Here is a 22,689-nt window from a genome sequence, read left to right on the forward strand (position 1 = left end):
CACAATCTCCTGCATGTCACTGTTCTCCCTCACCGAGTCCGAACTGCGCCGACGCACATCACTGAAGTGGCAGGTCTTCGAGCCCGACGTGTTGCCCCTGTGGGTCGCCGAGATGGACCTGAACCTGCACCGGGCGGTCGTCGACGCGGTGGTCTCGGCGATGCAGGTCGGCGACACCGGGTACCCGTGGGGGACGCGCTACGCCGACGCCTACGCCGACATGGCGGAGTCCCGCTGGGGCTGGCGTCCCGCCCCCGAGCAGCTGCGTCGCTCGGGCGACGTGATGAACGCCATCCTGGCCCTCCTGATCGGCAACACGGCCGTGGGTGACCACGTGGTGCTCAACCCGCCGGTCTACCAGCCGTTCTGGCAGGTCATCCAGGGCTACGGCCGCCACGTCACCCCCGTTCCCTTCACCCCCGAGGGACGCCTCGACCTCGGCGCGCTGGAGGACGCCTTCACCGGCCCGGACTCCCCCACCGCCTACCTGCTGTGCTCCCCCCACAACCCGACCGGGACGGTCCACACGGCCGAGGAACTGGCCGCGGTCGGACGACTCTGCGACGAGCACGGCGTCCTCCTCGTCGTCGACGAGATCCACGCCGTCCTCGTCGATCCCGGCGTCCGCTTCACTCCGATCCTGACCCTGGACGAGGGCCAGCGGGCCGTGGTGGCGTTCTCGGCGGGGAAGGGGTGGAACCTCGCCGCATTCAAGGCGGGCCTGTTCATCCGTGGGACCCGGGCCCAGGAGGCGTTCGACAACCTGCCTCCCCTGGCCAACCAGTCCACCAGCCAGATGGGCACCATCGCCCACACGGCCGCCCTGCGCCACGCACAGGGGTGGGTGGACGAGGTCATGGTCGAGGTGACCGACAACAAGGCGCTGTTGGCGAAGTTGGTCGCCGAGAAGCTGCCGGGTGTCCGCTACGACCCCGCTCCCGGTACCTACCTCGCGTGGCTGGACTGCTCGGAGCTCGGTCTGGGGAGCCCGCGCGACCACTTCCTCACCCGGGCACGGGTCGCCCTGAACCATGGCGCGGACTTCGGCCCCGACCACGGGCAGTTCGTCCGGATGAACCTCGCGACCTCGCCGGACATCATCACCGAGGCGGTCGAGCGGATGGCGGCCAGCCTCGCCTGACCATCGGCGATCAGGCCGCCAGGGCCGCCGTCGCGTCGCCGGAGGCCGAGAGCGTGGTGATGCCGATCAGGCCTAGGAAGACCGTGCGCACCGACGTGCTGGTCGAGACATGGACGGATCCGCCCACCACGCTGATCGTGCCCGTGAGGCCCCGTTCTGCCAGCACAGCCTGACCGGCGGCGCGGACGGTGCCGAGGTCCACGGGCCGCCCGGCGGCCCGGTGGCGGGCGCTCGCGTCCACGGCCGCCCGGGCGGCGTGCGCCGCGGCGGCCTCCGCGTCGGCCTTGGCCGCTGAACGCGCCCCGCCGTCGACCACCAGGCCGGCGACACCGAAGATCGCCACGAGGACGACCGCGACGAAGGACGACACGGCCTGGCCGCGCTGATCGCGACCGGGCCGGGGGTGAACGGGAATCATGGGTGCTCCTGCGGTGGGGTGCGCCCCCATCCTGCCACCCGCCTCCTGCTGAAGGGGGGCCGTCATCCACAGGTCGGGCCAACGGGACAACCCTGACCCAGGGCGCCCGACACCCCCTAGGCTTGACGCTGACGCCCACGAGGCTGCTGTTGTTCCCCACGCGAGAGGTCATCCATGACGAAGAAGGTCGCACTGCTCACCGCCGGCGGGTTCGCCCCGTGCCTGTCCACCGCGGTGGGAGGACTCATCGAGCGCTACACCCGGGTTGCGCCTGAGATCGAGATCATCGCGTACAGGAACGGCTATCAGGGCCTCCTGTCGGGTGACCACCTGAAGGTCGACGACGAGGCGCGCGCGAACGCAGCGCTCCTGAAGAATTTCGGTGGGTCGCCGATCGGCAACAGCCGGGTGAAGCTCACCAACACCAAGGACCTCGTCAAGCGCGGTCTGGTCGCCGAGGGCGTGGACCCGCTCAAGTTCGCCGCGGACCGCCTCATCGAGGACGGGGTCACCATCCTGCACACCATCGGGGGCGACGACACCAACACCACCGCCGCGGACCTGGCGCAGTACCTGCACGAGCACGATTACGAACTCACCGTCGTCGGCCTGCCCAAGACGATCGACAACGACGTCATCCCGATCCGCCAGAGCCTGGGCGCTGACACGGCCGCCGAGATGGGCTCGCGCTTCGCCCAGAACGTCGTCGCCGAGCACAACGCCAACGCGCGCATGCTCATCGTCCACGAGGTCATGGGTCGCAACTGTGGCTGGCTGACCGCCGCGACCGCCCGCAAGTACCGCGAGTGGCTCACCGCGCAGCAGTGGCTGCCCAGCATCGGACTGTCGCAGAAGGCGTGGGACGTCCACGGCATCTACCTGCCCGAGGCCGTCATCGACCTCAAGGCCGAGGCGGCGCGCCTGCGGACGGTCATGGACGAGGTCGGCAACGTGACGATCTTCATCTCCGAGGGTGCGGGTGTCGAGGCGATCGTCGCCGAGATGGAGGCCGCCGGCCAGGACGTCCCGCGCGACGCGTTCGGCCACATCCGCCTCGACAAGGTGAATCCCGGCGCATGGTTCGGCGAGCAGTTCGCCCAGATGCTGGGTGCCGAGAAGACCCTCGTGCAGAAGTCGGGCTACTACTCCCGGTCCGCCGCCTCGAACGAGTACGATCTGGAGCTCATCGGCTCCATGGTCGACCTCGCCGTGGATGCCGCCCTCCGGGGCGAGCCCGGCGTGATCGGCCACGACGAGGAGCGCGGCGACGAGTTGCGACCCATCGAGTTCGCCCGCATCGCCGGGGGCAAGCCGTTCGACATCACGCAGCAGTGGTACCTCGACCTGCTGTCCGAGATCGGTCAGGACGCCCCGGTCGCGGCTCCCCCGGCCGCGCACTGATCGCTGCTGCGCGCCCCCGGTGTGCATTTCCGGGTGGAAGAACCCCGAGAATCCTTGGGGTCCTTCCACCCGGAAATGCACATGGGCCGGGGGCGTCAGCGTCGGTTGAGGCCGGAGAGGATCGCAGCGATGGCTGCCACGAGTCCGGTGACGAGTGCTCCGGCGGCTGCACCCGCGCCCCGGCTCGCCGCGGCGCGGCGTTGGGCCACGTCGACCGGGATCTGGTCGGTCTCCTCGCGCCTGCGCGCGGCGGCGAGTTCGGCAGCCATCTTCTTGGTGGCGTAGTCGGTCGGGTGGGCAGGCACGGAGTCGGTGAGCGTCACGTCGTGGCCGGTGACCTCCGGATGGGTCCCCACCCACGCTGCCACGAGGAGGATGAGCGTGGCGAAGAGGTTGAAGAACAGCATGACGACGATGACGCTGCCGAACACCGCATAGGCGGCGTTGCCGGAGAACAGGCCGATGAGCAGCCCGGCGAGGTACTGCAGGATCGCCATGCCCGCGGCGCCGATCCCGGCACCCTTCAGGAGGACGGCGGCGGGGAGGCGCGTCTCCGGGAAGACCTTCAGCAGGAACGCGAACAGCACGAAGCCGGCCAGCAGCGTGCCGGCGAGCGGCACGAAGGAGAGCAGGTATTGCCCACCCGGCACTCGATCGAGCCCGAGCAACGTCCCCACCAGGTCGCGCGCTGCCGTCGCGACCGTGGTCATGGCCATCGAGAGTGCCACCAGAACGAGCAGGCACAGGAGAATCCCCGCGTTCTTCAGGGTGTCGAGGACGACGTTCGTCTTGGCCTCCGAGACGTCGAAGGCGGGGCGGATCATCGCCCGGACGGCTGAACGGATGTTCTTCACCCAGTGAGCGCCCGACCACACCGCCGACACGAGGCCGATGGCGCCGACGGTCTGCCAGCTGTTGAAGGCCTGGTCGACGGCGGCGTTGAGTTGGTCCCCCAGATCACCCTGCCCGGACACGACCTCCTGGATCCAGGCGTTGACCCGGTCGAGGATGTCCGGCAGGAAAACGGTGATCGTGAGCCCCAGGGCCGCGAAGGTGACCATGAGCACCGGCACCATCGAGAGCACCGAGAAGTAGGTGATCGCCGCCGCGAACTGGCCCCCCAGTCGCTCTCCGAATCGTGCGAACGCCTGGCGGACGTGCACCGCCCACGGCTTGGCCTTGAGGTCCTCGATCCACTTCGGCATGACTTCACCCTAACCAAGGCCCCCACCCCCGCGACAAGGGGTGGGGGTGGGTGTCTCCCCCACAAGCCGTCGGGAGGTCAGTCCTCGTAGGCCTCCATCGGCGGGCAGGAGCAGACGAGGTGGCGATCGCCGTAGGCCTGGTCGATGCGGGCGACGGCGGGCCAGTACTTGTCGCGGGCCCCGGTGGAGACACCGCCCAGCCTCTGCCCGGCGGGGAAGCCACCGGCGCTGCGCGGGTAGGGGTGCCTCCACTCATCGGCGGCGACCTCGGCCAGCGTGTGGGGAGCGTTGGACAGCGGGTTGTCGTCCGCCGGCCACTCCCCGGCCTTCACACGCGCGGCCTCGTCCGCGATCGCGTGCATGGCCTCCACGAAGCGGTCCAGCTCAGCGAGCGACTCCGACTCGGTGGGCTCGACCATCAGCGTTCCCGCGACCGGGAAACTCATCGTCGGCGCGTGGAAGCCGTAGTCGATCAGGCGCTTGGCGACGTCGTCCACCGTCACGCCGGTGTCCTTGGTCAGCGGCCGCAGGTCGACGATGCACTCATGGGCGACCCAGCCACCGGCACCGGTGTACAGGATGGGGAACCGCTCCGACAGGCGCTTGGCCAGGTAGTTCGCCGACAGCACCGCCGTCTGCGAGGCCAGGCGCAGGTCGGGGCCCATCAGGGCGATGAAGCCGTAGGTGATCGGCAGGACCCCCGCAGAGCCGAACGGCGAGGCCGCCACCGGGCCGTACGAGGTGGCCGGACCGGCCTCGGCCACCACCGGGTGGTTGGGCAGGTACGGCGCGAGGTGCTCGCGCACCGCCACGGGTCCCACGCCCGGACCACCGCCGCCGTGCGGGATCGAGAACGTCTTGTGGAGGTTCAAGTGGGACACGTCCGCGCCGAACTTGCCGGGCTGGGCGAGGCCCATGAGCGCGTTGAGGTTGGCACCGTCGACGTAGACCTGGCCGCCCGCCTCGTGCACCTTGTCGCAGAGCTCGGCGACGCGCGTCTCGTACACGCCGTGCGTCGACGGGTAGGTGATCATGATCACGGCGAGCCGCTCGGCGTGCTTGGCGATCTTGGCCTCGAGATCGTGGAAGTCGATCGAGCCGTCCGAGGCGGTCTTCACCACGACCACGTCCATCCCGGCCATGGCTGCGGACGCGGCGTTCGTGCCGTGCGCGGACGCGGGGATGAGGCAGATGGTCCGGTGCTCCTCACCGCGCGCCCGGTGGTAGGAACGCACCGCCATCAGACCCGCGAACTCACCCTGGCTCCCGGCGTTGGGTTGCAGCGACACGCGGTCATACCCGGTCACGGCGACCAATTGGGCCTCGACGGCGGACACCAGTTCGGCGTACCCCAGCGCGTCCTGCGCCGGGACGAACGGGTGCAGGTTGGCGAAACCGGGGTAGCTGATGGGCTCCATCGCTGCCGCCGGGTTCAGCTTCATCGTGCAGGACCCGAGCGGGATCATGCCGCGGTCGAGCGCGAAGTCGCGGTCCCCCAGCGCGCGGAGGTAGCGCATCATCTCCGTCTCGGACCGGTACGAGTGGAACACCGGGTGTGTCAGGAAGCTGGTCCCGCGTGCGGGCTGGCCCAGACCGCCGGCCACGGCGTCCGAGAGGGTGCCACCGAACAGGGACGCCACAGCCGCCAGTTCGGTCTCGGTCACGTCCTCGCCGACGGAGATGCTGACGCGGTCCTCGTCCAGCGCCCAGAGGTGGACGCCGACCTCGCGGGCCGCGGCCACGATCCGCGCCGAATCAGCCGGAACCCGGATCGTGATGGTGTCGAAGAAGGAGTCCGAGACCAGCTCTCCCCCGGCGGCGGAGATGGCCGCCGCCAGCCGACGAGCCCCGGTGTGGACGTCGCGCGCGATGCCCTGCAGCCCCTCGGGCCCGTGGTACACGGCGTACGCCGCAGCCGTGACGGCGAGCAGGACCTGAGCGGTGCAGATGTTGGAGGTCGCCTTCTCACGGCGGATGTGTTGCTCACGGGTCTGCAGCGCCAGCCGCAGGGCGGGGGTGCCGTGACGGTCCTTGGACAACCCGACGAGGCGTCCGGGCAGCTGGCGCTCCATGCCGGCGCCGACGGCGATGTACCCGGCGTGCGGACCGCCGTAGAACAGCGGGACGCCGAAGCGCTGCGTCGTGCCGGCCGCGAGGTCGGCGCCCCACTCGGCCGGGGCCGGCAGCAGGGTGAGGGCGAGCAGGTCCGCTGCCGCGATGACGAGCGCGTTGTTCTCGTGGGCCTTGGCGGCGATCGTGCGCAGCTCGTCGATCGTCCGGAGCGATCCGTCGGCGGCGGGGGTCTGGACCACGACGGCGAACGCGTCGTGGCGCTGCAGCCCGGAGACGAGGTCGTCCACCACGACGACCTCGGCGTCGAGGGCGAACGCGCGCGTCCGCACGACGGCCAGTGACTGGGGCAGGATCCCGGCATCCACCAGGACGACCGAGCCCTTGCGCTGCTGGCGGCGGGCAACGGCCACGGCCTCGGCGACGGCGGTGGCCTCGTCGAGCAGCGAGGCTCCGGCCGAGGGCAACCCGGTCAGGTCGGCGACCATGGTCTGGAAGGTGAGCAGCATCTCGAGTCGGCCCTGGCTGATCTCGGGCTGGTAGGGCGTGTAGGCGGTGTACCAGGCCGGGTTCTCCAGGATGCCGCGACGGATCACCGGGGGCGTCACGGTGCCGTGGTACCCCTGCCCGATCATCGCGCGGAGCGGGTTGTTGCGGGCGGCCATGCGCGCGAGGTCGGTCTGCACCTGCGCCTCGCTGACGGCGGCCGGCAGATCGATCGGAGCGGTGGTCCGGATGTCGGCGGGGACCGCCTCGTCCGTCAGGGCGTCCAACGATGCCACGCCGAGGGCATCGAGCATCGCGGCCCGATCCTGCTCGGTGGGCCCGAGGTGACGGATGCCGAACGGTTCCATGACGCACTCCCTCTGCCGCGCCGTTGACCTCCGGGAGACGCTCACCCGGACTGGCGCTGCACGGGTTCCCAGCCTACTAAACCGGGCAACCGCCGCGCAGGCTCCTAGACCGCGTTGCGGGCAGCGCGCCGAGCGGCGAGTTCGTCCGTGAGGACCGGCTCAGCGGCGACGCCCGGCTCGGCCCGCTCGGTGGGCAGGGATGCAAGGCTGCCCTCGAGGTCGTGCCACACCCGGCCCAGGGCGATCGCGAAGATGCCCTGCCCGCCATGGACGAGGTCGATGATCTCGGAGTCCGACACCGCCTCGTACACGGAGACGCCGTCGCTCATCAGCGTGACGCTGGACAGGTCCTCCACACCCCGGGCACGCAGGTGGTCGATGGCGATCCGGATCTGCTGCAGGGAGATGCCGGCATCGAGCAGGCGCTTGACGACCTTGAGCATCAGGATGTCGCGGAACGAGTACAGGCGCTGCGTGCCGGAACCCTCGGCCGCGCGGACCTCGGGCACCACGAGGCCGGTGCGGGCCCAGTAGTCGAGCTGACGGTACGTGATGCCTGCGGCGCTGCAGGCCACCGGACCGCGAAAGCCGATGTCCTCCGGCATGGGCGAGAAGTCGCCCTCGAAGAGGACGTCCTGCAACCCAGCCGTGGGCCGCGGGGCCTTCTCCTGCGGTGCGTTCACCATGCCTCCTGCGTCGTTCGTCGTCCTACCAGTATGACGGTAGCGCCCGGGATCCGGGAGGGACCTCGACACGCCCATGGGTGGCCGGCACTTCACCAAACCCTCAAGCGATGCGTCAGGGTTGTTGCGGCGAGGGGCCGAAGTCCTCGGGGTTGATCATGTCGAGGAACGCCCGGAACTCCTCCAGTTGTTCGTCGCCCCCGCCCTCACCGAGGGTCCCGGCGGGGGGGACCTCGGTGTCCGAGCCACCGACGCCCGCCTCGTCCAGGAGGTCCTCGTCGGCCAGGATCGTCGCGCCGCAGCGCAGGGCCAGGGCCACGGCGTCCGACACCCGAGCGGTGACGTTGCTGCCCCCGACCACGATGTGGGCCGAGTACACACCCTCGACCACGTCGGTGATGTGCACGGAATCGACCACCGCCTCCAGGACGGACAGGGCCTCGATCATGAGGTCGTGGGTTCCCGGGTGCTCGTCGTCGGCGTCCTCCAGTGCCGACAGGATCGCATTGCCTCCGGCCGCGGTGATCCACACCGCCAGGTGGCGCACTCCCTGGGCCTCGCGCAGGAGGAGGACGGGAGTGTCAGCCACTCCGGTCACCCTCACCTCACTGAACAGCATCGGGATCATGGTCACCTCCGGTTCAGGACCTGATGGACGAGCGCAGCAGCGCCGCATGGGCGTACATGACCAGTTTCATGACCTCGGCGATCGTCTCACGGGTCGCCGAGCGCCGCCGGCTGTGCGCGTGGACCGCCTGCTCGATGAGCGCGGCCTCCCGCTCGGCCACCTGCTTGATGGCACGGAGGTGGCGGGCGTCCATCCCGTACTCCCCCAGCTTGCGCGCGGCGACCGCGATCGTGAGCGCATCGCGGCCGTAGTAAACGGTGCCGTGGCGGGGCAGCACCAGGCGGTGCTCCTCCAACTCGCTCAGCATCGCCTCCGAGAGCCCCGAGATCTGCAGCAGCTCCTTGCGGTTGACGTGGATCGCCCGTTTCGGCTGGGGACCTTTCGCCGGCGGCAGGGCCGGGGGCAGGTCGTCGGACACCTCCGCCACCCCGGGGGTGCCCGGGTTGGCCTGGGCCACCGGGCTGGGCGGCTCCTCGCCGGCGTCCATCGCCTCGAGGTTCTCCCGGATGACCTTCAGCGGCAGGTAGTGGTTCTTCTGGACGTCGAGGATGTAGTGAAGGCGCTTGATGTCGACCGAGGAATATCGTCGGTACCCGGACGGGGCGCGCTCAGGCGAGATCAGGCCCTCACCCTCGAGGAACCGGATCTTGCTGATCGTGATGTCCGGGAAGTCCTCCTTCAGGACCTTGAGGACCTGCCCGATGCTCTTGGTGGCAGGGGGCATCTAGCTCCGTCCGCTGGGCGCCACCATGTAGACGAGCCGGAACTTGCCGATCTGCACCTCGTCACCGCTGCGCAGCGCCACCTCGCCATCGATGAGGGTGCGGTTCACGTACGTGCCGTTCAGGCTGTTCAGGTCCGAGAGCCAGATGTGGCCACCTCGCTCGGTGAACTTCGCGTGGTGACGCGACACGGTGACGTCGTCGAGGAAGATGTCCGACTGGGGGTGGCGACCGGTCGTCACCGTGTCCTGGTCGAGCAGGAAGATGCCACCCACGTTGGGTCCGCGCACGACGACGAGCGCGGACGCCCCGGGCGGCACGTCGGGGAGGGCCGGCAGCTTGGGGTCGGTCACCTCGACCGGGACGTCCGCCGCCGGATGCTTCACCACCGGGATCACCCGGGTGGTGTCGCCGGTGTTCGTGCGCAACGGCGCGCCGCAGTTCGAGCAGAAGTTGACTCCTGCTGCGACCTCCTGGCCGCATTCCGGGCACGTGAACATGGAACTCCTCCCCTGGGCCGGGTGACCCCTCTGGTCGCCGGAGGTACCGGCGACCGACACACCCTACTCGCCCGCGACCTCGGCGTAGCCGTCCGAATCCATCAGGTCCTCCAGCTCGCTGGGGTCCGACAGCTCGATCTCGAAGAGCCAGCCGTCCCCGTAGGGGTCGCTGTTGATCGTGTCCGGTGTGTCGGACAGCTGCTCGTTGACGGCCGTGATGACGCCGGACAGCGGCGCGTACACGTCGCTCACGCTCTTGGTGGACTCGACCTCGGCGCAGGCGTCGTCTGTCGCGACCTCCTCACCCACCTGGGGCAGGGACACGTACACGACGTCACCGAGGGCATCGGCGGCGTAGCTCGTGATGCCCACGCGCACCGTCGAGCCGTTACCGGCGCGGACCCACTCGTGCTTGTCGGTGTAGCGAAGATCCTCAGGGAACACGACTTCTCCTCTGTCTCGGCTGACCCCGGACCCCCCGGACCGGACGGTGATCAGCCTAATGGAGAACAGAGCGTACAGGGGCGCGGAACATCAGGCGGGGCCGGCGAAACGGGGTGTTGCGGGAGTGACCACCGAGTCGATCCGCAGTTCGGCGACCTCCGCGACGCGGGCCATGCCGCCCACGCGTTCCCCCTCGATGGTGCTCACCAGCCCGCCCCGGAAGCGCGTCGCCTCGGCCAGTGTGGAGGGTGCCCCGATGGCCTCGATGATGATCGTGTCCCCGAGCGGGACCCCGTCGACCTCGAGGTTCCCGGCCGTCCCACCGACCCAACTCGTCGTCACCAGCCGGATGCGGTCGTCGATCTCCATGACCTCGGCGCCGGCGTCGCGGAGTTCCTCGATGGTGTTGAGCATGATCTCGGGGGTCAGCCTGCTGTTCCTGTCGATGATCGTCACCCGGATCCCGGGGCCGGAGGCGCGTGCGGTCCCCCCCAGGAGTTCGAGGGCGTCCAAGCGACGGAGTGCTTCGTCGCGGGCCACGGCAGTGGCGTCCGCTCCCGACCGGAGCCGCTCGCGCGTCCCTTGCAGCTCGGTGACCTCGGCCTCGAGCCGGTGGGACTCGGCGGTCACGTCGTCGAGCATGGACACCAGTTCGTCCTGGCGCAGGGTCGTGTAGCGCTGGTCGCGCTGCCCGGTGACCTGCATGGTCACCGCCAGTCCGATGGTCAACAGGACGACCGCCACGATCAGTTGCGAGCGGCTCGGCCTGACCAGGTCGGACGCCATGCGACGCCACACGCTCGTCCCGGCCCGCTGCTGTTCCTGCTCCCGGTCAGGCATGGAACAGCTTCCGTCGGATGTGGGCCACGTTGGTGAAGATGCGGATACCGAGGACGACCACGACCGCCGTGGACAACTGTGTTCCCACACCGATGAGGTCTCCGACCCACACGATGAGGGCGGCGATGAGCACGTTCGAGACGAACGAGACGACGAACACCTTGTCGTCGAACACGGCGTCCAGGTAGGCGCGGAAGCCGCCGAAGACGGCGTCCAGTGCGGCCACGATCGCGATGGGCAGGTAGGGCTCCAGCTGGGGTGGCAGCGCCGGCTGCAGGAAGATGCCCAAGGCGATGCCGAGGACGAGCCCGATGATCGCGTACACGTTTCCTCCTTGTCAGCGGACCTTGCGGGCGCGCCCCACGCCCAGGCCCGGATCAGCCTGCAGGGTCAGCTCCTCGACCCGCCCGATGGACCACACGACACCGTAGTGTTGGGCCAGACCCTCGAGCCAGCGGCCGCCCTCCGAGGAGCGGAAGCCGTCCTCCAACGAACGCGGTTCCCCGATCGCCTCGATGACGTAGGGCCTGCTCAGGGAACGGTAGTCGACGGTGACCGCATCACCGGCGTTGCGGATCGCGGTGCGCGAGGAGAGCCGGCGCCCGTTGATGGCGATCGCCTCGGCGCCGGCCGCCCAGAGGCTGTTCGCGACCATGCGCAGATCCGTGTCGACCACCTGGCTCCCCTGGACCGCCGAGTCGGCCCCGTCATCGACGGCGACCCGGACGCCCGGGCCACGGACCCCTTCGGTGCCCACGCTCCTGCCCAGGGTGTCGGCGAGCCTCTGTTCGGACGCCCTCAGCGCACCGGACGTCCGGCGCAGCTCGCGCAGCTCATCGGCGAGGGCCACGCTCTGCGCCTGGAGATCATCGATGGTGGCCTCCGCGGCCGCGATGCGAGCGATGAGGTCGGCGCGCTCCTGGGCCAGCACCGGCGCGGCTCGCCACTGGCTGCCCAGGGCGATTCCGAAGAACAGCCCGACGACCAGCAGGGTGGGCAGGAGGACGCGGTGGCGCCGCCGCTGGCCGTCGTGCTCGGCGACAGCCGCCGGGTAGGAGGGGTCCAGGGCCGTGTCCCGCAACTGGTTGAGCAGGTCCATGGACGCGTCGGGCCGTCTCGGCGGCTCGTCGACGTCGTCGGGACGCTGCTGGGGGTCAGCCACGGCGTCAGGCTCCGGCGGCCCAACCGGCGGCGAGCAGGGCGCGGGCGTCCTCCAGCAGCTGCGGCAGCGCCTTGGTCTGGCCGATCACCGGCATGAAGTTGGAGTCCCCCTGCCACCGGGGAACGACGTGCTGGTGCAGGTGCGCGGCGATGCCGGCCCCGGACACCTCGCCCTGGTTCATGCCGATGTTGAAGCCCTGGGCCTTCGACACGACACCCAGGACCCGCATCGCCTGCTGCGTCAACGCGGCGAACTCCCCGGTCTCGGCCGCGTTCAGGTCGGAGTACAGCGAGACGTGCCGGTACGGGCAGACGAGCAGGTGGCCCGGGTTGTACGGGTACAGGTTCATCACCACATAGCAGGTGTCCCCGCGGTGCACGACCAGCCCGTCGGCGTCCGACTTGCCGGGGGCGCGACAGAAGGGACAGGACTCCTCGTGCGGATCGGCCGGCTTGTTCTCGCCGTCGATGTAGACCATCCGGTGCGGGGTCCACAGGCGCTGGAAGGCGTCCGGAACCCCGGCGAACTCGAACGGGGACTCCACGTCCATCAGCTCTCGTCAGCCGACGTGACGGCAGCCGACGGGCTGTCGTTGCGTCGCGCGGCTACCCAAGCGGTGATCTCGGCGATGGCCTCGCGGACCGGGACCTGGTTGCGCTGGCTGCCGTCGCGGAACCGGAACGAGACCGCACCGGCCTCGGCGTCCTCACCGCCGGCGATCAGCACGAACGGCGCCCGCTCCTTGGCCGCATTGCGGATCTTCTTCGCGAAGCGGTCGTGGCTGTCGTCGAACTCGACTCGGACGCCCGCCGCGCGCAACTGGTCGACCACGCCGGCCAGGTACTCGTTGAAGGCCTCGGCCACCGGCACGGCGATCACCTGCACGGGGCTGAGCCACGCCGGGAAGGCGCCGGCGTAGTGCTCGATGAGGACGCCCATGAAGCGCTCGATCGACCCGAACTTCGCCGAGTGGATCATGACCGGACGCTGACGCGTGCCATCGGAGGCGACGTACTCCAGGCCGAAGCGCTCGGGCTGGTTGAAGTCGTACTGGATCGTCGACATCTGCCACGTGCGACCGATCGCGTCCTTGGCCTGGATCGAGATCTTCGGGCCGTAGTACGCGGCACCGCCCGGGTCGGCGACGACCGGCAGGCCGGACTCGTGCGCGATGCCCTCGAGGATCGCCGTCGCCTCCGCCCACTGCTCGTCCGAGCCGATGAACTTGTCCTTCTTCTTGCCGTCCTCGTCGCGGGTGGACACCTCGAGGGCGACGTCGGTCAGCCCGAAGTCGTGCAGCAGGCCGAGGATGAACCTCAGCAGGTGCCTCACCTCGTCCGGCGCCTGCTCCTTCGTGCAGTAGGAGTGCGAGTCGTCCTGCGTGATGGAGCGGACGCGCGTGAGCCCCTGGACGACGCCCGACTTCTCGTCGCGGTACACCGTGCCGAATTCGAAGAAGCGCAGCGGCAGCTCACGGTAGGAGCGCCCGCGGGAGTCGAAGATCAGGTTGTGCATCGGGCAGTTCATGGCCTTCAGCCGGTAGGCCTGGCCACCCTTGACGACATTGCCCTGCTCGTCGCGCTCGGCGTCCTCCAGGAGCGGGGGGAACATGCCGTCGGCGTAGTACGGGAGGTGACCCGACGTGTAGAACAGGTCCTCCTTCGCGATGTGCGGCGTGCCGACGTAGTCGAAGCCGTTGTCGATGTGGGCCTGGCGCACGTAGTCCTCCATCGCGCGCTTGATGACGCCACCGCGCGGGTGGAACAGCGGGAGGCCGGAGCCGACGAGCTCGTGGAAGCTGAACAGGTCGAGTTCGGTGCCGAGCTTGCGGTGGTCGCGCTTGGCGGCCTCCTCGAGGCGGTGCTGGTGGGCGACGAGGTCGTCCTTGGTCGCCCATGCCGTGCCGTAGAGGCGCTGGAGCTGGGCGTTGGCCTGATCGCCTCGCCAGTAGGCGGCGGCCGTGCGGGTGAGCGCCCAGCCGTTGCCGAGGTAGCCGGTGTGGGGGACGTGCGGGCCGCGGCACAGGTCCTTCCAGGCGACCGTGCCGTCGCGCTTCACGTTGTCGTAGATCGTCAGCTCGCCGGCGCCGACCTCGACGGATGCGCCTTCGGCGTCCGTGCTGTTGCCCTTCAGCCCGATCAGCTCGAGCTTGAACGGCTCGGATGCCAACTCGACACGGGCGTCGTCGTCGGCGACGGCGCGACGGACGAACCGCTGGCGCTCCTTGACGATCCGGCCCATGTCCTTCTCGAGGACCTTGAGATCCTCCGGCGTGAGCGGCTCGGTGAGGAAGTCGTAGTAGAAGCCGTCCGTGACGGGCGGGCCGATGCCGAGCTTGGCTTCCGCGCGCAGGTTCTGAACGGCCTGCGCAGCGACGTGGGCGGCGGAGTGGCGGAGGATGTAGAGGCCGTCGGGCTCGCTGATGAGGACGGGCTCGACCTCGTCCCCGGCCCTCACGCCACGGTGCAGGTCGAGGATCTCGCCGTTCACGCGCATGGCCACGACCGAGCGGTCGTCACCGAACAGGTCGAGGCCGGTCGTCGTGGTCTCGATGGCCCTCTCCTCGCGCGCGTCGGGTCGCAGGATGGTGATCGAGGCAGACAACTTCGTTCCTTTCGTGGACGGACTGCTCCCCATTCTGCCGCATCGGAAGCGCCCCCCGGGTGAGGACTCAGGGCAGGTCCCAGGTGTGGACCGGCTCGTTGGTGTGCATCCGCTCGACGTAGGCGGAGGTCATGGCCGCCAGGGCCTCCGGACGCCTCATGCCGCGCGACTCGAACGCCTCCACGCAACGCACCTGCCAGTCAGCACCGTTGACACCGGCGAGACAACGCGCCTCGATGATGCCGAGGTAGCGGTCGATCGCGGTGCCGTCGACGCCCCACTCCTCCAGCCCGGTCTGGGCCAGCGGCAGGACGTGCCGCAGGACGAGTTCGCTGGCGGGCGTCTCCCCCAGCCCCGGCCAGAACAATTCGGCGTCGATGCCGTGGCGGGCGGCGGCATCGAAGTTGTCGTGGGCGCTGCGGAACGCCATGCGCGTCCACACGGGACGGTCGTCCCTCGCCATCCGGGCCAGCGCCCCGTAGTAGAAGGCCGCGTTCGCGACCGTGTCCACGACGGTCGGGCCGGCGGGGAGCACCCGATTCTCCAGTCGGACGTGCGCGCGGTTCCCGACAACGCCGTAGACGGGACGGTTCCAGCGGTAGATCGTCCCGTTGTGCAGCGCCAACTCGGCCAGCTCGGGGGTGCCGCCCGCCGCGAAGACGGCACGCGGGTCCTCCTCGGTGGTCTCGGGCAGCAGCGCCGGGAACCAGCGCGAGTTCTCCTCGAACAGGTCGAAGATGGACGTGATCCAGCGCTCCCCGAAGAACACGCGCGGCCGGACGCCCTGGTTGGCGTACTCGATCGGGCGGGTGTCGGCCGCCTGGCTGAAGACCGTGATGCGGCTCTCAGCCTCCAGCCTGTGGCCGAACGCGTAGGGCGCGTTGGCGCCCAGGGCCAGCTGGGGGCCGGCCAGCACCTGGGCGGCGTTCCACGCGCGAGCGAACTCGCGTGGGGCCACGAGCAGGTGGAGTTGGGTGGACGTGCACACCGATTCGGGAGCCAGGGATCCCACCTGGGCGTCGAGGTGTTCTCCGGACGCGCCCTCGATGTCGAGGTGCACGTCCTCGCCGCGTGCCGCCAGCATGGCGTCGTTCAGGACCTGGAACCGGGTGTTCTCGGTCATCCACGGGTGGTCGAAGTGGTGGAGGCCCACCGTGGGGAGGATGCCGGTCATCACGACGTCGTGTCCCAGAGCGGCGCTGCGGCGCTGAGCCTCGTTCAGGGAATCCCGCAGGAACTCCTCCAACGACAGCAACTCCGTACCGGCGATGTCGCCGGGCGGAACGTTGAACTCGATGTTGAACTTTCCGAGCTCGGTCTGGAAGAGGGGGCTCGCGATCGCCTCCAGCACCTCGGCGTTGGCGAAGCTCGGCTGCTGGTCACGGTCCACCAGGTTGAGCTCGATCTCCAGTCCGATGCGATGGGCGTCCTTGCTGAACGCGCCGGCGTGCAACATCTCCTCCAGCACGTCCAGGCACGCGAGCACCTTGCGTCGGTAGGCCTGGCGCTCCTCGCGGGTGAAGTGTCGCTGGCCGATCTCGCTTCCCATGCGCACAACAGTAAAGGCCCCGGCAACTGCCGGGGCCTTGCCTGTGGTGGGCGGTACCAGACTTGAACTGATGACCTCTTCCGTGTCAGGGAAGCGCGCTACCAACTGCGCCAACCGCCCGAGGTGGAGACGGGATTTGAACCCGTGTACACGGATTTGCAGTCCGTTGCCTCGCCTCTCGGCCACTCCACCGGGGTAGAAAGCCGGCCTGCACGAGGCTCAGGCCCTCTCCGAGCGGACGACGGGATTCGAACCCGCGACCCTCACCTTGGCAAGGTGATGCTCTACCAGCTGAGCCACGTCCGCAATTCTTGCTTCTGCCTTTCGAACTGCCGGAGCCGTTCGGGGCGTGGAACACCATATACGGATCCGACGCGCCTTTGCAAAACGAGTCCAGATCGGCGGTCGAGGGGCGGTCGATTTCCCACCCGGGGCCGACGTCGGCTAGCATGTTCCACCGCGGGCGATTGGCGCAGTTGGTAGCGCGCTTCGTTCACACCGAAGAGGTCATCAGTTCAAGTCTGGTATCGCCCACCGCGCACATCCCGCCCCCACCAGGGCGGGATGTTCTGCTTGTACGGGAGTTGGCGCTGGTTGCCAGGGCGGCTCGGGATCGTCCTCCCTTGTCAGTCAGGGTCGTCTCATTCTGCGGACGCAGTGTTCACGGTGTGGGACACTCGGATTGGCAAGGGCTCAACTTTTCAGTCAGTATGACTCATGTCATGCGGCAAGGACGCCGTCCCACAGCTAGACGACGGAGGACACGGCTATGACCGCCCCCACCCTCGTGATGGCTGCCCGAGGCAGCCGAGACCAGCGTGTCGCGCGTACCGCGCAGGCACTCAAGTCCGAGCTGACTCGAATGCGACCCGAGGTGAAGGTCCACATCTCCTTCCTGGACTCGTGCGTCCCCTCCCTGTCCCAGGTCCTGGACCGGGTGGCGCACGCGGGGGCCGGCGAAGTCGTCGTCGTGCCCCTTGACCTGACCCACGCGGTCGAGGTCGACCCCCGCATCGCCGGCCTCGTCGCCAAGGCCGCACACGCGCACCCCGCCCTGCGTGTGTGCATCGCCCGACCGATCGGCCCGGAGGCCTCGCTGCTGACACTGCTCGATGCCCGCCTCCGCAGCTCGCTCGCCGCGGCACGCGTCCTCGAGTTGGACGGCTTGATCCTCAGCTCCTCGACCACGGGGGACGTCCGCGGCGCCGCGCTCCTGGCGCGTCGCGCCCGTCAATGGTCGACCCATCACCGGCTCCCCTGCCTCACCGCCGTTGCCGATGGCTCCGGGCCATCCGTCACCCAGGCCATGCAGGGCCTGCGCAGCCAGGGTCGCCGCCACATTGCGGTGGGCTCCTTCTTCCTGGCTGCGGACGAGCGCTGGGCGGCCCAGGCCGACCAGGCGCGACGCGTCGGTGCTGTCGCGGTGTCGGATCCACTCGGTTCGGCCGCCGAGGTCGGCGAACTGGTCCTCGCCCGGTACGCATTCGCCGCCATGGACCTGCTCCCCTTCGACGCCGACGGAAAGTTCGAGGCTCCTGAGCCCGAGATGATCCCGATGGAGACGCTCGCCTTCGGCGCCTGAGGCCTTCGGGCACCGGGGTACGCTGGGCCTCCGATCGATGCAGGAGGTCCCGCATGTCCGAGTGGATGCCGACGGTGAACAAGACGCCCGAGCAGTGGCGTGAGGTGCTCACCCCGTTCGAGTTCGCCGTCCTCCGCGAAGGGGCGACCGAACGTCCGGGCACGGGTGAGTACGACGAGTTCTCGGAACCCGGCACCTACTCCTGCAAGGGCTGTGGCGCCGAACTCTTCACGAGTGAGACGAAGTTCGCCTCCCACTGCGGGTGGCCCAGCTTCTTCTCGCCCGCCGACGACGACCGGATCCGCTACCTCAAGGACGAATCGCTGCCGGGGCGGCCGCGCATCGAGGTCCGGTGTGCCGCCTGTGACGGCCACCTCGGCCACGTGTTCGAGGGGGAGGGGTACGAGACCCCGACCGACCTGCGGTACTGCATCAACTCCGTCAGCCTCGTGCACACCCCGCCGGCGGACGCCTGACCCCTCCCCGGCGCGGCAACCCTGCCCGGGGCCCGGGCAGCCCTAGCCTGAGGACGTGGCTCAGGAGATTCCGCAGGCAAGCATGTTCGACGAAGCGGCCGCTTCGCTGCTCGGCATGGTCTGGCGAGCCGAACTGACGGTCGAGGAGATCCCCGCCCCGCAACGCATCGCACCGTTCGCCGCGGCCATTGCGGCCGACGTCGACTCCGACGGCCAGGAGGTCGGCAACGGGCGCCTGGTCCTGCTGCACGACCCTGACGGCAACCCGGCCTGGGACGGCACCTTCCGCTGCGTGACCTTTGCGCGGGCGTCCGTCGATCCCGAGATGGTGGCCGACCCGCTGCTGGCCGAGGTGGGCTGGTCGTGGCTGCAGGACGCCCTGGAGCGCCGCGGGGCCAGCTACGCGGCACCCAGTGGCACGGTGACGTCCGTGTCCTCGAAATCCTTCGGCGCGATGGAGGGCGACCCCGACAGGGCCGAGGTCGAGATCCGTGCGTCGTGGACGCCGGTCCTGGCGACCGGCGCGGGGATCCTGAGCCACGTCGAGGCCTGGCAGGACCTGCTGTGCATGGTCTCGGGGCTCCCCCTGCTCCCGAACGGTGTGGTCCCGATCGCCGGACTGCGACCCGGGCGGCGACGCCGGTGACCGAGGAGACGCGTCCCGACGAGGTCGAGCCGACCTACGAACTGGTCAAGGTGCCCGCCGAGGGCGTACCCGACGTCGTCCGCACCCCGGACGCCCTTCGCGCGACCATCAGCGCGCTCTCCGGGGGGACGGGCCCCCTGGCCGTCGACACCGAGCGGGCGCACGGCTTCCGCTACACCGGACGGGCCTACCTGATCCAACTGCGCCGCGAGGGTGCCGGTACCCACCTGATCGACCCGATCGCGTTCGCCAAGGACAGCGAGCGGGCCGACCTGTCGGCGGTCGCGGACGCCGTGGGCGACGCCGAGTGGATCCTGCACGCCGCCACCCAGGACCTGCCGTGCCTCGTGGAGGTGAACATGCGTCCACAGCGCCTGTTCGACACCGAGTTGGCCGGTCGCCTGCTCGGCCTGCCGCGGGTCGCCCTGGGTTCGCTGCTCGAGCGCGCGCTGGGCAAGACACTGGCGAAGGAACACTCGGCAGCAGACTGGTCGCGGCGCCCGCTCCCCCAGGAGTGGCTCTCCTACGCCGCCCTCGACGTCGAACTCCTCATCCCGCTCCGCGACTGGGTGGCCGACCAACTCGAGCAGGCGGGCAAGGCCGAATGGGCCGCCCAGGAGTTCGCCCACCTCGTCGCGCACGCAGGTGACCCGGCGCCGGTGCGCGCCGAACCCTGGCGGCGCGTGTCCGGCACCCACGACGTCCGGACGCCACGGGGCCTGGCCGTCGTCCGCGAGTTGTGGCAGGAGCGGGACGCCTTGGCGGAGCGACTCGACAAGGCTCCCGGCCGCGTCCTGGTGGACCGCGCCATCAGCGGGCTCGCACAGGAGGCCGAGAAGCCCGGCTTCTCCCCCTCCCGAGAGGCCCTGCGGTCGGTGGACGGCTTCAAGTGGCGCCAGGCCGCCCGGTACGAGACCAACTGGCTGGCCGCCCTGGAACGAGCGCTGGAGTTGCCGAAGTCAGCGCTGCCGATGAAGCGGCCGCCATCCGACGGGATCCCGCACCCGAAGGGCTGGCCGACCCGCTTCCCGGACGCTGCTGACCGGTGGTCCCGCATCCGTCCGGCCACGCAGGAGCTCGCGGAGACGCTGGGGCTGCCCGTGGAGAACCTGATCCCGCCGGACGCCGTCCGAAAGCTGGCCTGGGAGCCCCCACAGCCGCTCTCGGAATCGTCCGTGGATGCGTTCTGGAGCATGGAGGGCGTGCGCCCGTGGCAGCGCGAACTCGTCGTCCCCGTCGTGGCGCCCCTGCTCTAGGTGCCCTGCGCCCTGATCGGCGACTGTGCCGAAGGCCGTCAGACGACCGGCTTGGCCGCCTTCCGATCCTCGACCACCGGGCAGTCCAGTGCCCACTCCACGATGGTGCGCGCGATGTCCTGCGGCGTGAGGCGCAGTTCGTCCAGGATCTCCGAACGGCTCGCGTGCTCGAGGAACTGCTGTGGGATAGCGAGGTGGCGCAGCGGGGTCCAGACGCCCGCCTGCTGGCAGGCCAGCGCCAGGACCGAACCGAGGCCACCGGCGATCCCGCCGTCCTCGAGGGTGACGACGAGGTCGGCGGAACCGCACAACTCGACCAGCGCCGGATTGACCGGAAGGGCCCACACGGGGTCCACGACCGCGCACGGGATGCCTTGACGCCCCATGCGCTCGGCGGCGTCCACCGCGAGGTGGGCGAAGGGACCGTGAGCGACGAGCAGGACGCGGGCGTCCGCCGGCCAGGTGAGCACGTCCACTCCGCCGTGGGAACGGACCGCGGGCAGTTCGGGCGGCAGCGGATCCTTGGAGTAACGGATCACCGTGGGCGCGTCGTGGATGCCGACCGCGGTGCGCAGGGTGTCCACGAGGCGGCGCTCGTCGCGCGGGACCGCCAGGCGCAGGCCGGGGACGAGGCCCATGAGCGAGAGGTCCCACATGCCATGGTGGCTCGCGCCGTCCGGGCCGGTGACGCCTGCGCGGTCGAGGACGAAGGTGACGCCCTGCCTGTGCAGCGCCACGTCCATCAGCAACTGGTCGAACGCGCGGTTGAGGAACGTCGCGTAGAGGGCGACCACGGGGTGCAGGCCACCCTTGCTGAGGCCCGCGGCCGACGTCACGGCGTGTTGTTCGGCGATGCCGACGTCGAACACGCGGTCAGGGAACTCGATGGCCATCGCGTCCAGCCCCACCGGGTGGAGCATGGCCGCAGTGATGCCGACGACGTCGGCGTCCGTGCGGGCGACGTCGACCATGGCCTCACGGAACGCGTCGGTCCAGGTTCGCTTGGGGCTCGCCGTGAGTGGCTCACCCGTCTCGGAGTCGATCAGCCCCACGGCGTGGAAGCGGTCGGCCTCGTCCTCCTCCGCTGCGCGAAAGCCCTTGCCCTTGACCGTCATGCAGTGCACGATGACCGGCCCGCCGAAGTGCTTCGCCGACTCGAAGGCGCGTTCCATCATGGCGACGTCGTGGCCGTCGATGGGGCCGACGTACTTGATGCCGAGGTCGGAGAACATGCCCTGCGGGGCGAGGATGTCCTTGATGCCGGTCTTGAAGCCATGGAGCAGGTCGTACAGCGGCCCACCCACGATGGGGGCCGACCGGACACGCTGCTTGATCTGCTGCAGGGTCGGCTCGTAGCGCCGGTCGGTGCGCAGTGTGGACAGGTGCGAGGCGATGCCGCCCACCGTCGGTGTGTAGGAGCGCCCGTTGTCGTTGACGACGATGATGAGCTTGAGGTCCTCGCCGACGGCGATGTTGTTGAGCGCCTCCCAGGCCATGCCGCCCGTCAGGGCGCCGTCACCGATGACGGCGACGACCGTGCGGTCCTCCCCCCGCAGGCGGTACGCCTTCGCCAGGCCCTCGGCCCAGGAGAGGCTGGTCGTGGCGTGGGAGTTCTCCACCCAGTCGTGCGGGCTCTCGGCGCGGCACGGGTAGCCGGTGAGGCCGCCCTTCTGCCGGAGGCGGTCGAAACCGGCCTGGCGCCCGGTCAGTATCTTGTGGACGTAGGACTGGTGCCCGGTGTCGAACACGATCGGGTCGTGCGGTGAGTCGAACACGCGGTGCAGGGCGATGGTCAACTCGACGACGCCGAGGTTCGGGCCGAGGTGTCCGCCGGTGCGGCTCACGCTCCGGACCAGGAAGGTGCGGATCTCGTCGGCCAGATCGGCCACCTGCGGTGCACTCAGCGACCGCAGGTCGCGCGGGCCATGCACCGCCTCGAGAAACGACATGAGGACGAGTCTAGGCCCACCTGCCCCGCCAGCCCAGTCAGGGCGGGCTCACCCGTATGCCCGGCACCCGGTCAGAGTCTCTGGAGGAAGACCTTGCCGCGCAGCGCCTCCTCGACCAGGGCCACCTCGCGCCTGCGCCGACGCAGCAGTGCGGCCTGTTCGTGCCACGCCGAGAGCGCCTCCTCGAGCACCTCGGGGGCGACGAACCGGCCCAGGCTCGCCCGGACCCCACCGATGCCGTCCCGGCAGGCGTTGACCTGGGATTCGACGTGCTCGGCGGCGAACCGGGCCAGGACAACCGGGTGCCGCCGCAGGACCGGATAACCCCGATACTCCGCCGGGCAGCAGTCGAGCAGGAAATTCGTCGCGGTGTCCTCCCACTCCGGGCTGTGTGGCGGGCGGACGCCCTCGGGCCAGCCCGGCGGCGTGTGGATCGCCGTCTTCTCCGGGAACTTGGTGCGGCCCACCGGTCGACGACCGGACTCCCCCGCGTACCGGTTGAATCCCTGTGCCGCCGTGGGCGTCCAGCTCAGCGCGGTCATCCCAACCCCCTTGGATC

At 69.8% G+C, this 22,689-nt stretch carries 22 protein-coding genes and 4 tRNA genes; 7 read left to right on the top strand and 19 right to left on the bottom strand.

The annotated features are described in order from the left end of the window. Positions 1-13: 13 nt before the first annotated feature. Entirely contained in the window at positions 14-1,141 is a 1,128-nt protein-coding gene (locus AC5YDA_RS04175) for a MalY/PatB family protein (RefSeq protein WP_496188609.1), read from the top strand. 10 nt (positions 1,142-1,151) lie between these two features. Here AC5YDA_RS04175 and AC5YDA_RS04180 read toward each other — a convergent pair whose 3' ends face one another. Further along, positions 1,152-1,559: a hypothetical protein gene (locus tag AC5YDA_RS04180; protein ID WP_496188608.1), complete on the bottom strand. Its 408-nt coding sequence runs from the start codon at positions 1,557-1,559 to the stop codon at positions 1,152-1,154. A gap of 174 nt (positions 1,560-1,733) precedes the next feature. On the opposite strand from AC5YDA_RS04180, the gene AC5YDA_RS04185 reads away from it, so the two are divergent. Continuing rightward, positions 1,734-2,960: a pyrophosphate--fructose-6-phosphate 1-phosphotransferase gene (locus AC5YDA_RS04185; protein ID WP_496188607.1), complete on the top strand. Its 1,227-nt coding sequence runs from the start codon at positions 1,734-1,736 to the stop codon at positions 2,958-2,960. Positions 2,961-3,055: 95 nt separating this feature from the next. Here the strand turns inward: AC5YDA_RS04185 and AC5YDA_RS04190 are convergent, their stop codons facing one another. From AC5YDA_RS04190 to AC5YDA_RS04265, 16 genes are all read right to left on the bottom strand, one after another. Then, positions 3,056-4,165 (bottom strand): YhjD/YihY/BrkB family envelope integrity protein, encoded by a 1,110-nt coding sequence (locus AC5YDA_RS04190; RefSeq protein ID WP_496188606.1) that lies wholly within the window; start codon positions 4,163-4,165, stop codon positions 3,056-3,058. Between the two features lie 77 nt (positions 4,166-4,242). Beyond that, positions 4,243-7,089 (bottom strand): aminomethyl-transferring glycine dehydrogenase, encoded by a 2,847-nt coding sequence (gcvP, locus tag AC5YDA_RS04195; RefSeq protein ID WP_496188605.1) that lies wholly within the window; start codon positions 7,087-7,089, stop codon positions 4,243-4,245. A gap of 104 nt (positions 7,090-7,193) precedes the next feature. Continuing rightward, positions 7,194-7,775, bottom strand: coding sequence for a MerR family transcriptional regulator (locus AC5YDA_RS04200; RefSeq protein ID WP_496188604.1), 582 nt, complete (start codon positions 7,773-7,775; stop codon positions 7,194-7,196). Positions 7,776-7,887: 112 nt separating this feature from the next. Further along, complete coding sequence (locus AC5YDA_RS04205) at positions 7,888-8,361, bottom strand: bifunctional nuclease family protein (RefSeq protein ID WP_496188603.1); 474 nt, start codon at positions 8,359-8,361, stop codon at positions 7,888-7,890. 52 nt (positions 8,362-8,413) lie between these two features. Beyond that, positions 8,414-9,124, bottom strand: coding sequence for a transcriptional regulator FtsR (gene ftsR / locus AC5YDA_RS04210; RefSeq protein ID WP_496188602.1), 711 nt, complete (start codon positions 9,122-9,124; stop codon positions 8,414-8,416). Beyond that, entirely contained in the window at positions 9,125-9,622 is a 498-nt protein-coding gene (locus AC5YDA_RS04215; protein ID WP_496188601.1) for an FHA domain-containing protein, read from the bottom strand. A gap of 63 nt (positions 9,623-9,685) precedes the next feature. Further along, complete coding sequence (gcvH, locus tag AC5YDA_RS04220; RefSeq protein ID WP_496188600.1) at positions 9,686-10,066, bottom strand: glycine cleavage system protein GcvH; 381 nt, start codon at positions 10,064-10,066, stop codon at positions 9,686-9,688. A gap of 90 nt (positions 10,067-10,156) precedes the next feature. After that, positions 10,157-10,906: a DUF881 domain-containing protein gene (locus AC5YDA_RS04225; protein WP_496188599.1), complete on the bottom strand. Its 750-nt coding sequence runs from the start codon at positions 10,904-10,906 to the stop codon at positions 10,157-10,159. Continuing rightward, on the bottom strand, positions 10,899-11,231 hold the full coding sequence (locus AC5YDA_RS04230) for a small basic family protein (RefSeq protein ID WP_496188598.1): 333 nt from the start codon (positions 11,229-11,231) through the stop codon (positions 10,899-10,901). The genes AC5YDA_RS04225 and AC5YDA_RS04230 overlap by 8 nt, the downstream gene beginning before the upstream one ends. A gap of 12 nt (positions 11,232-11,243) precedes the next feature. Beyond that, positions 11,244-12,068, bottom strand: a complete 825-nt coding sequence (locus tag AC5YDA_RS04235; RefSeq protein WP_496188597.1) for a DUF881 domain-containing protein — start codon at positions 12,066-12,068, stop codon at positions 11,244-11,246. A gap of 4 nt (positions 12,069-12,072) precedes the next feature. After that, positions 12,073-12,618 carry an HIT family protein gene (locus AC5YDA_RS04240; protein WP_496188596.1) on the bottom strand — a complete coding sequence of 182 codons (546 nt, stop codon included), beginning with the start codon at positions 12,616-12,618 and terminating at the stop codon, positions 12,073-12,075. Beyond that, on the bottom strand, positions 12,618-14,672 hold the full coding sequence (gene thrS, locus AC5YDA_RS04245) for a threonine--tRNA ligase (protein ID WP_496188595.1): 2,055 nt from the start codon (positions 14,670-14,672) through the stop codon (positions 12,618-12,620). The genes AC5YDA_RS04240 and thrS overlap by 1 nt, the downstream gene beginning before the upstream one ends. Positions 14,673-14,739: 67 nt before the next feature. After that, entirely contained in the window at positions 14,740-16,221 is a 1,482-nt protein-coding gene (locus AC5YDA_RS04250) for a glutamate-cysteine ligase family protein (protein WP_496192770.1), read from the bottom strand. Positions 16,222-16,265: 44 nt separating this feature from the next. Further along, positions 16,266-16,341 (bottom strand) — tRNA-Val (locus AC5YDA_RS04255). Position 16,342: 1 nt separating this feature from the next. Further along, positions 16,343-16,413: transfer RNA gene (locus AC5YDA_RS04260), tRNA-Cys, on the bottom strand. A 41-nt stretch (positions 16,414-16,454) separates the two neighbouring features. Beyond that, positions 16,455-16,527 (bottom strand) — tRNA-Gly (locus tag AC5YDA_RS04265). 155 nt (positions 16,528-16,682) lie between these two features. On the opposite strand from AC5YDA_RS04265, the gene AC5YDA_RS04270 reads away from it, so the two are divergent. The 5 genes from AC5YDA_RS04270 to AC5YDA_RS04290 all read left to right on the top strand — a co-directional run bounded on the left by AC5YDA_RS04270 (position 16,683) and on the right by AC5YDA_RS04290 (position 20,181). Beyond that, positions 16,683-16,755 (top strand) — tRNA-Val (locus AC5YDA_RS04270). A gap of 235 nt (positions 16,756-16,990) precedes the next feature. Next, positions 16,991-17,803, top strand: coding sequence for a sirohydrochlorin chelatase (locus tag AC5YDA_RS04275; protein WP_496188593.1), 813 nt, complete (start codon positions 16,991-16,993; stop codon positions 17,801-17,803). 53 nt (positions 17,804-17,856) lie between these two features. Beyond that, the gene (msrB, locus tag AC5YDA_RS04280; RefSeq protein WP_496188592.1) at positions 17,857-18,279 is read left to right on the top strand and encodes a peptide-methionine (R)-S-oxide reductase MsrB; all 423 of its coding nucleotides are present in this window, start codon (positions 17,857-17,859) and stop codon (positions 18,277-18,279) included. 55 nt (positions 18,280-18,334) lie between these two features. Continuing rightward, entirely contained in the window at positions 18,335-18,925 is a 591-nt protein-coding gene (locus AC5YDA_RS04285; RefSeq protein WP_496188591.1) for a DUF3000 domain-containing protein, read from the top strand. Further along, positions 18,922-20,181 carry an HRDC domain-containing protein gene (locus tag AC5YDA_RS04290; RefSeq protein WP_496188590.1) on the top strand — a complete coding sequence of 420 codons (1,260 nt, stop codon included), beginning with the start codon at positions 18,922-18,924 and terminating at the stop codon, positions 20,179-20,181. The genes AC5YDA_RS04285 and AC5YDA_RS04290 overlap by 4 nt, the downstream gene beginning before the upstream one ends. 38 nt (positions 20,182-20,219) lie before the next feature. Here the strand turns inward: AC5YDA_RS04290 and dxs are convergent, their stop codons facing one another. Continuing rightward, the gene (dxs, locus tag AC5YDA_RS04295; RefSeq protein WP_496188589.1) at positions 20,220-22,130 is read right to left on the bottom strand and encodes a 1-deoxy-D-xylulose-5-phosphate synthase; all 1,911 of its coding nucleotides are present in this window, start codon (positions 22,128-22,130) and stop codon (positions 20,220-20,222) included. Positions 22,131-22,201: 71 nt separating this feature from the next. After that, entirely contained in the window at positions 22,202-22,672 is a 471-nt protein-coding gene (locus AC5YDA_RS04300) for a hypothetical protein (protein WP_496188588.1), read from the bottom strand. Positions 22,673-22,689 lie beyond the last annotated feature (17 nt).

Source organism: Propioniciclava sp. LT294 (assembly GCF_059516005.1).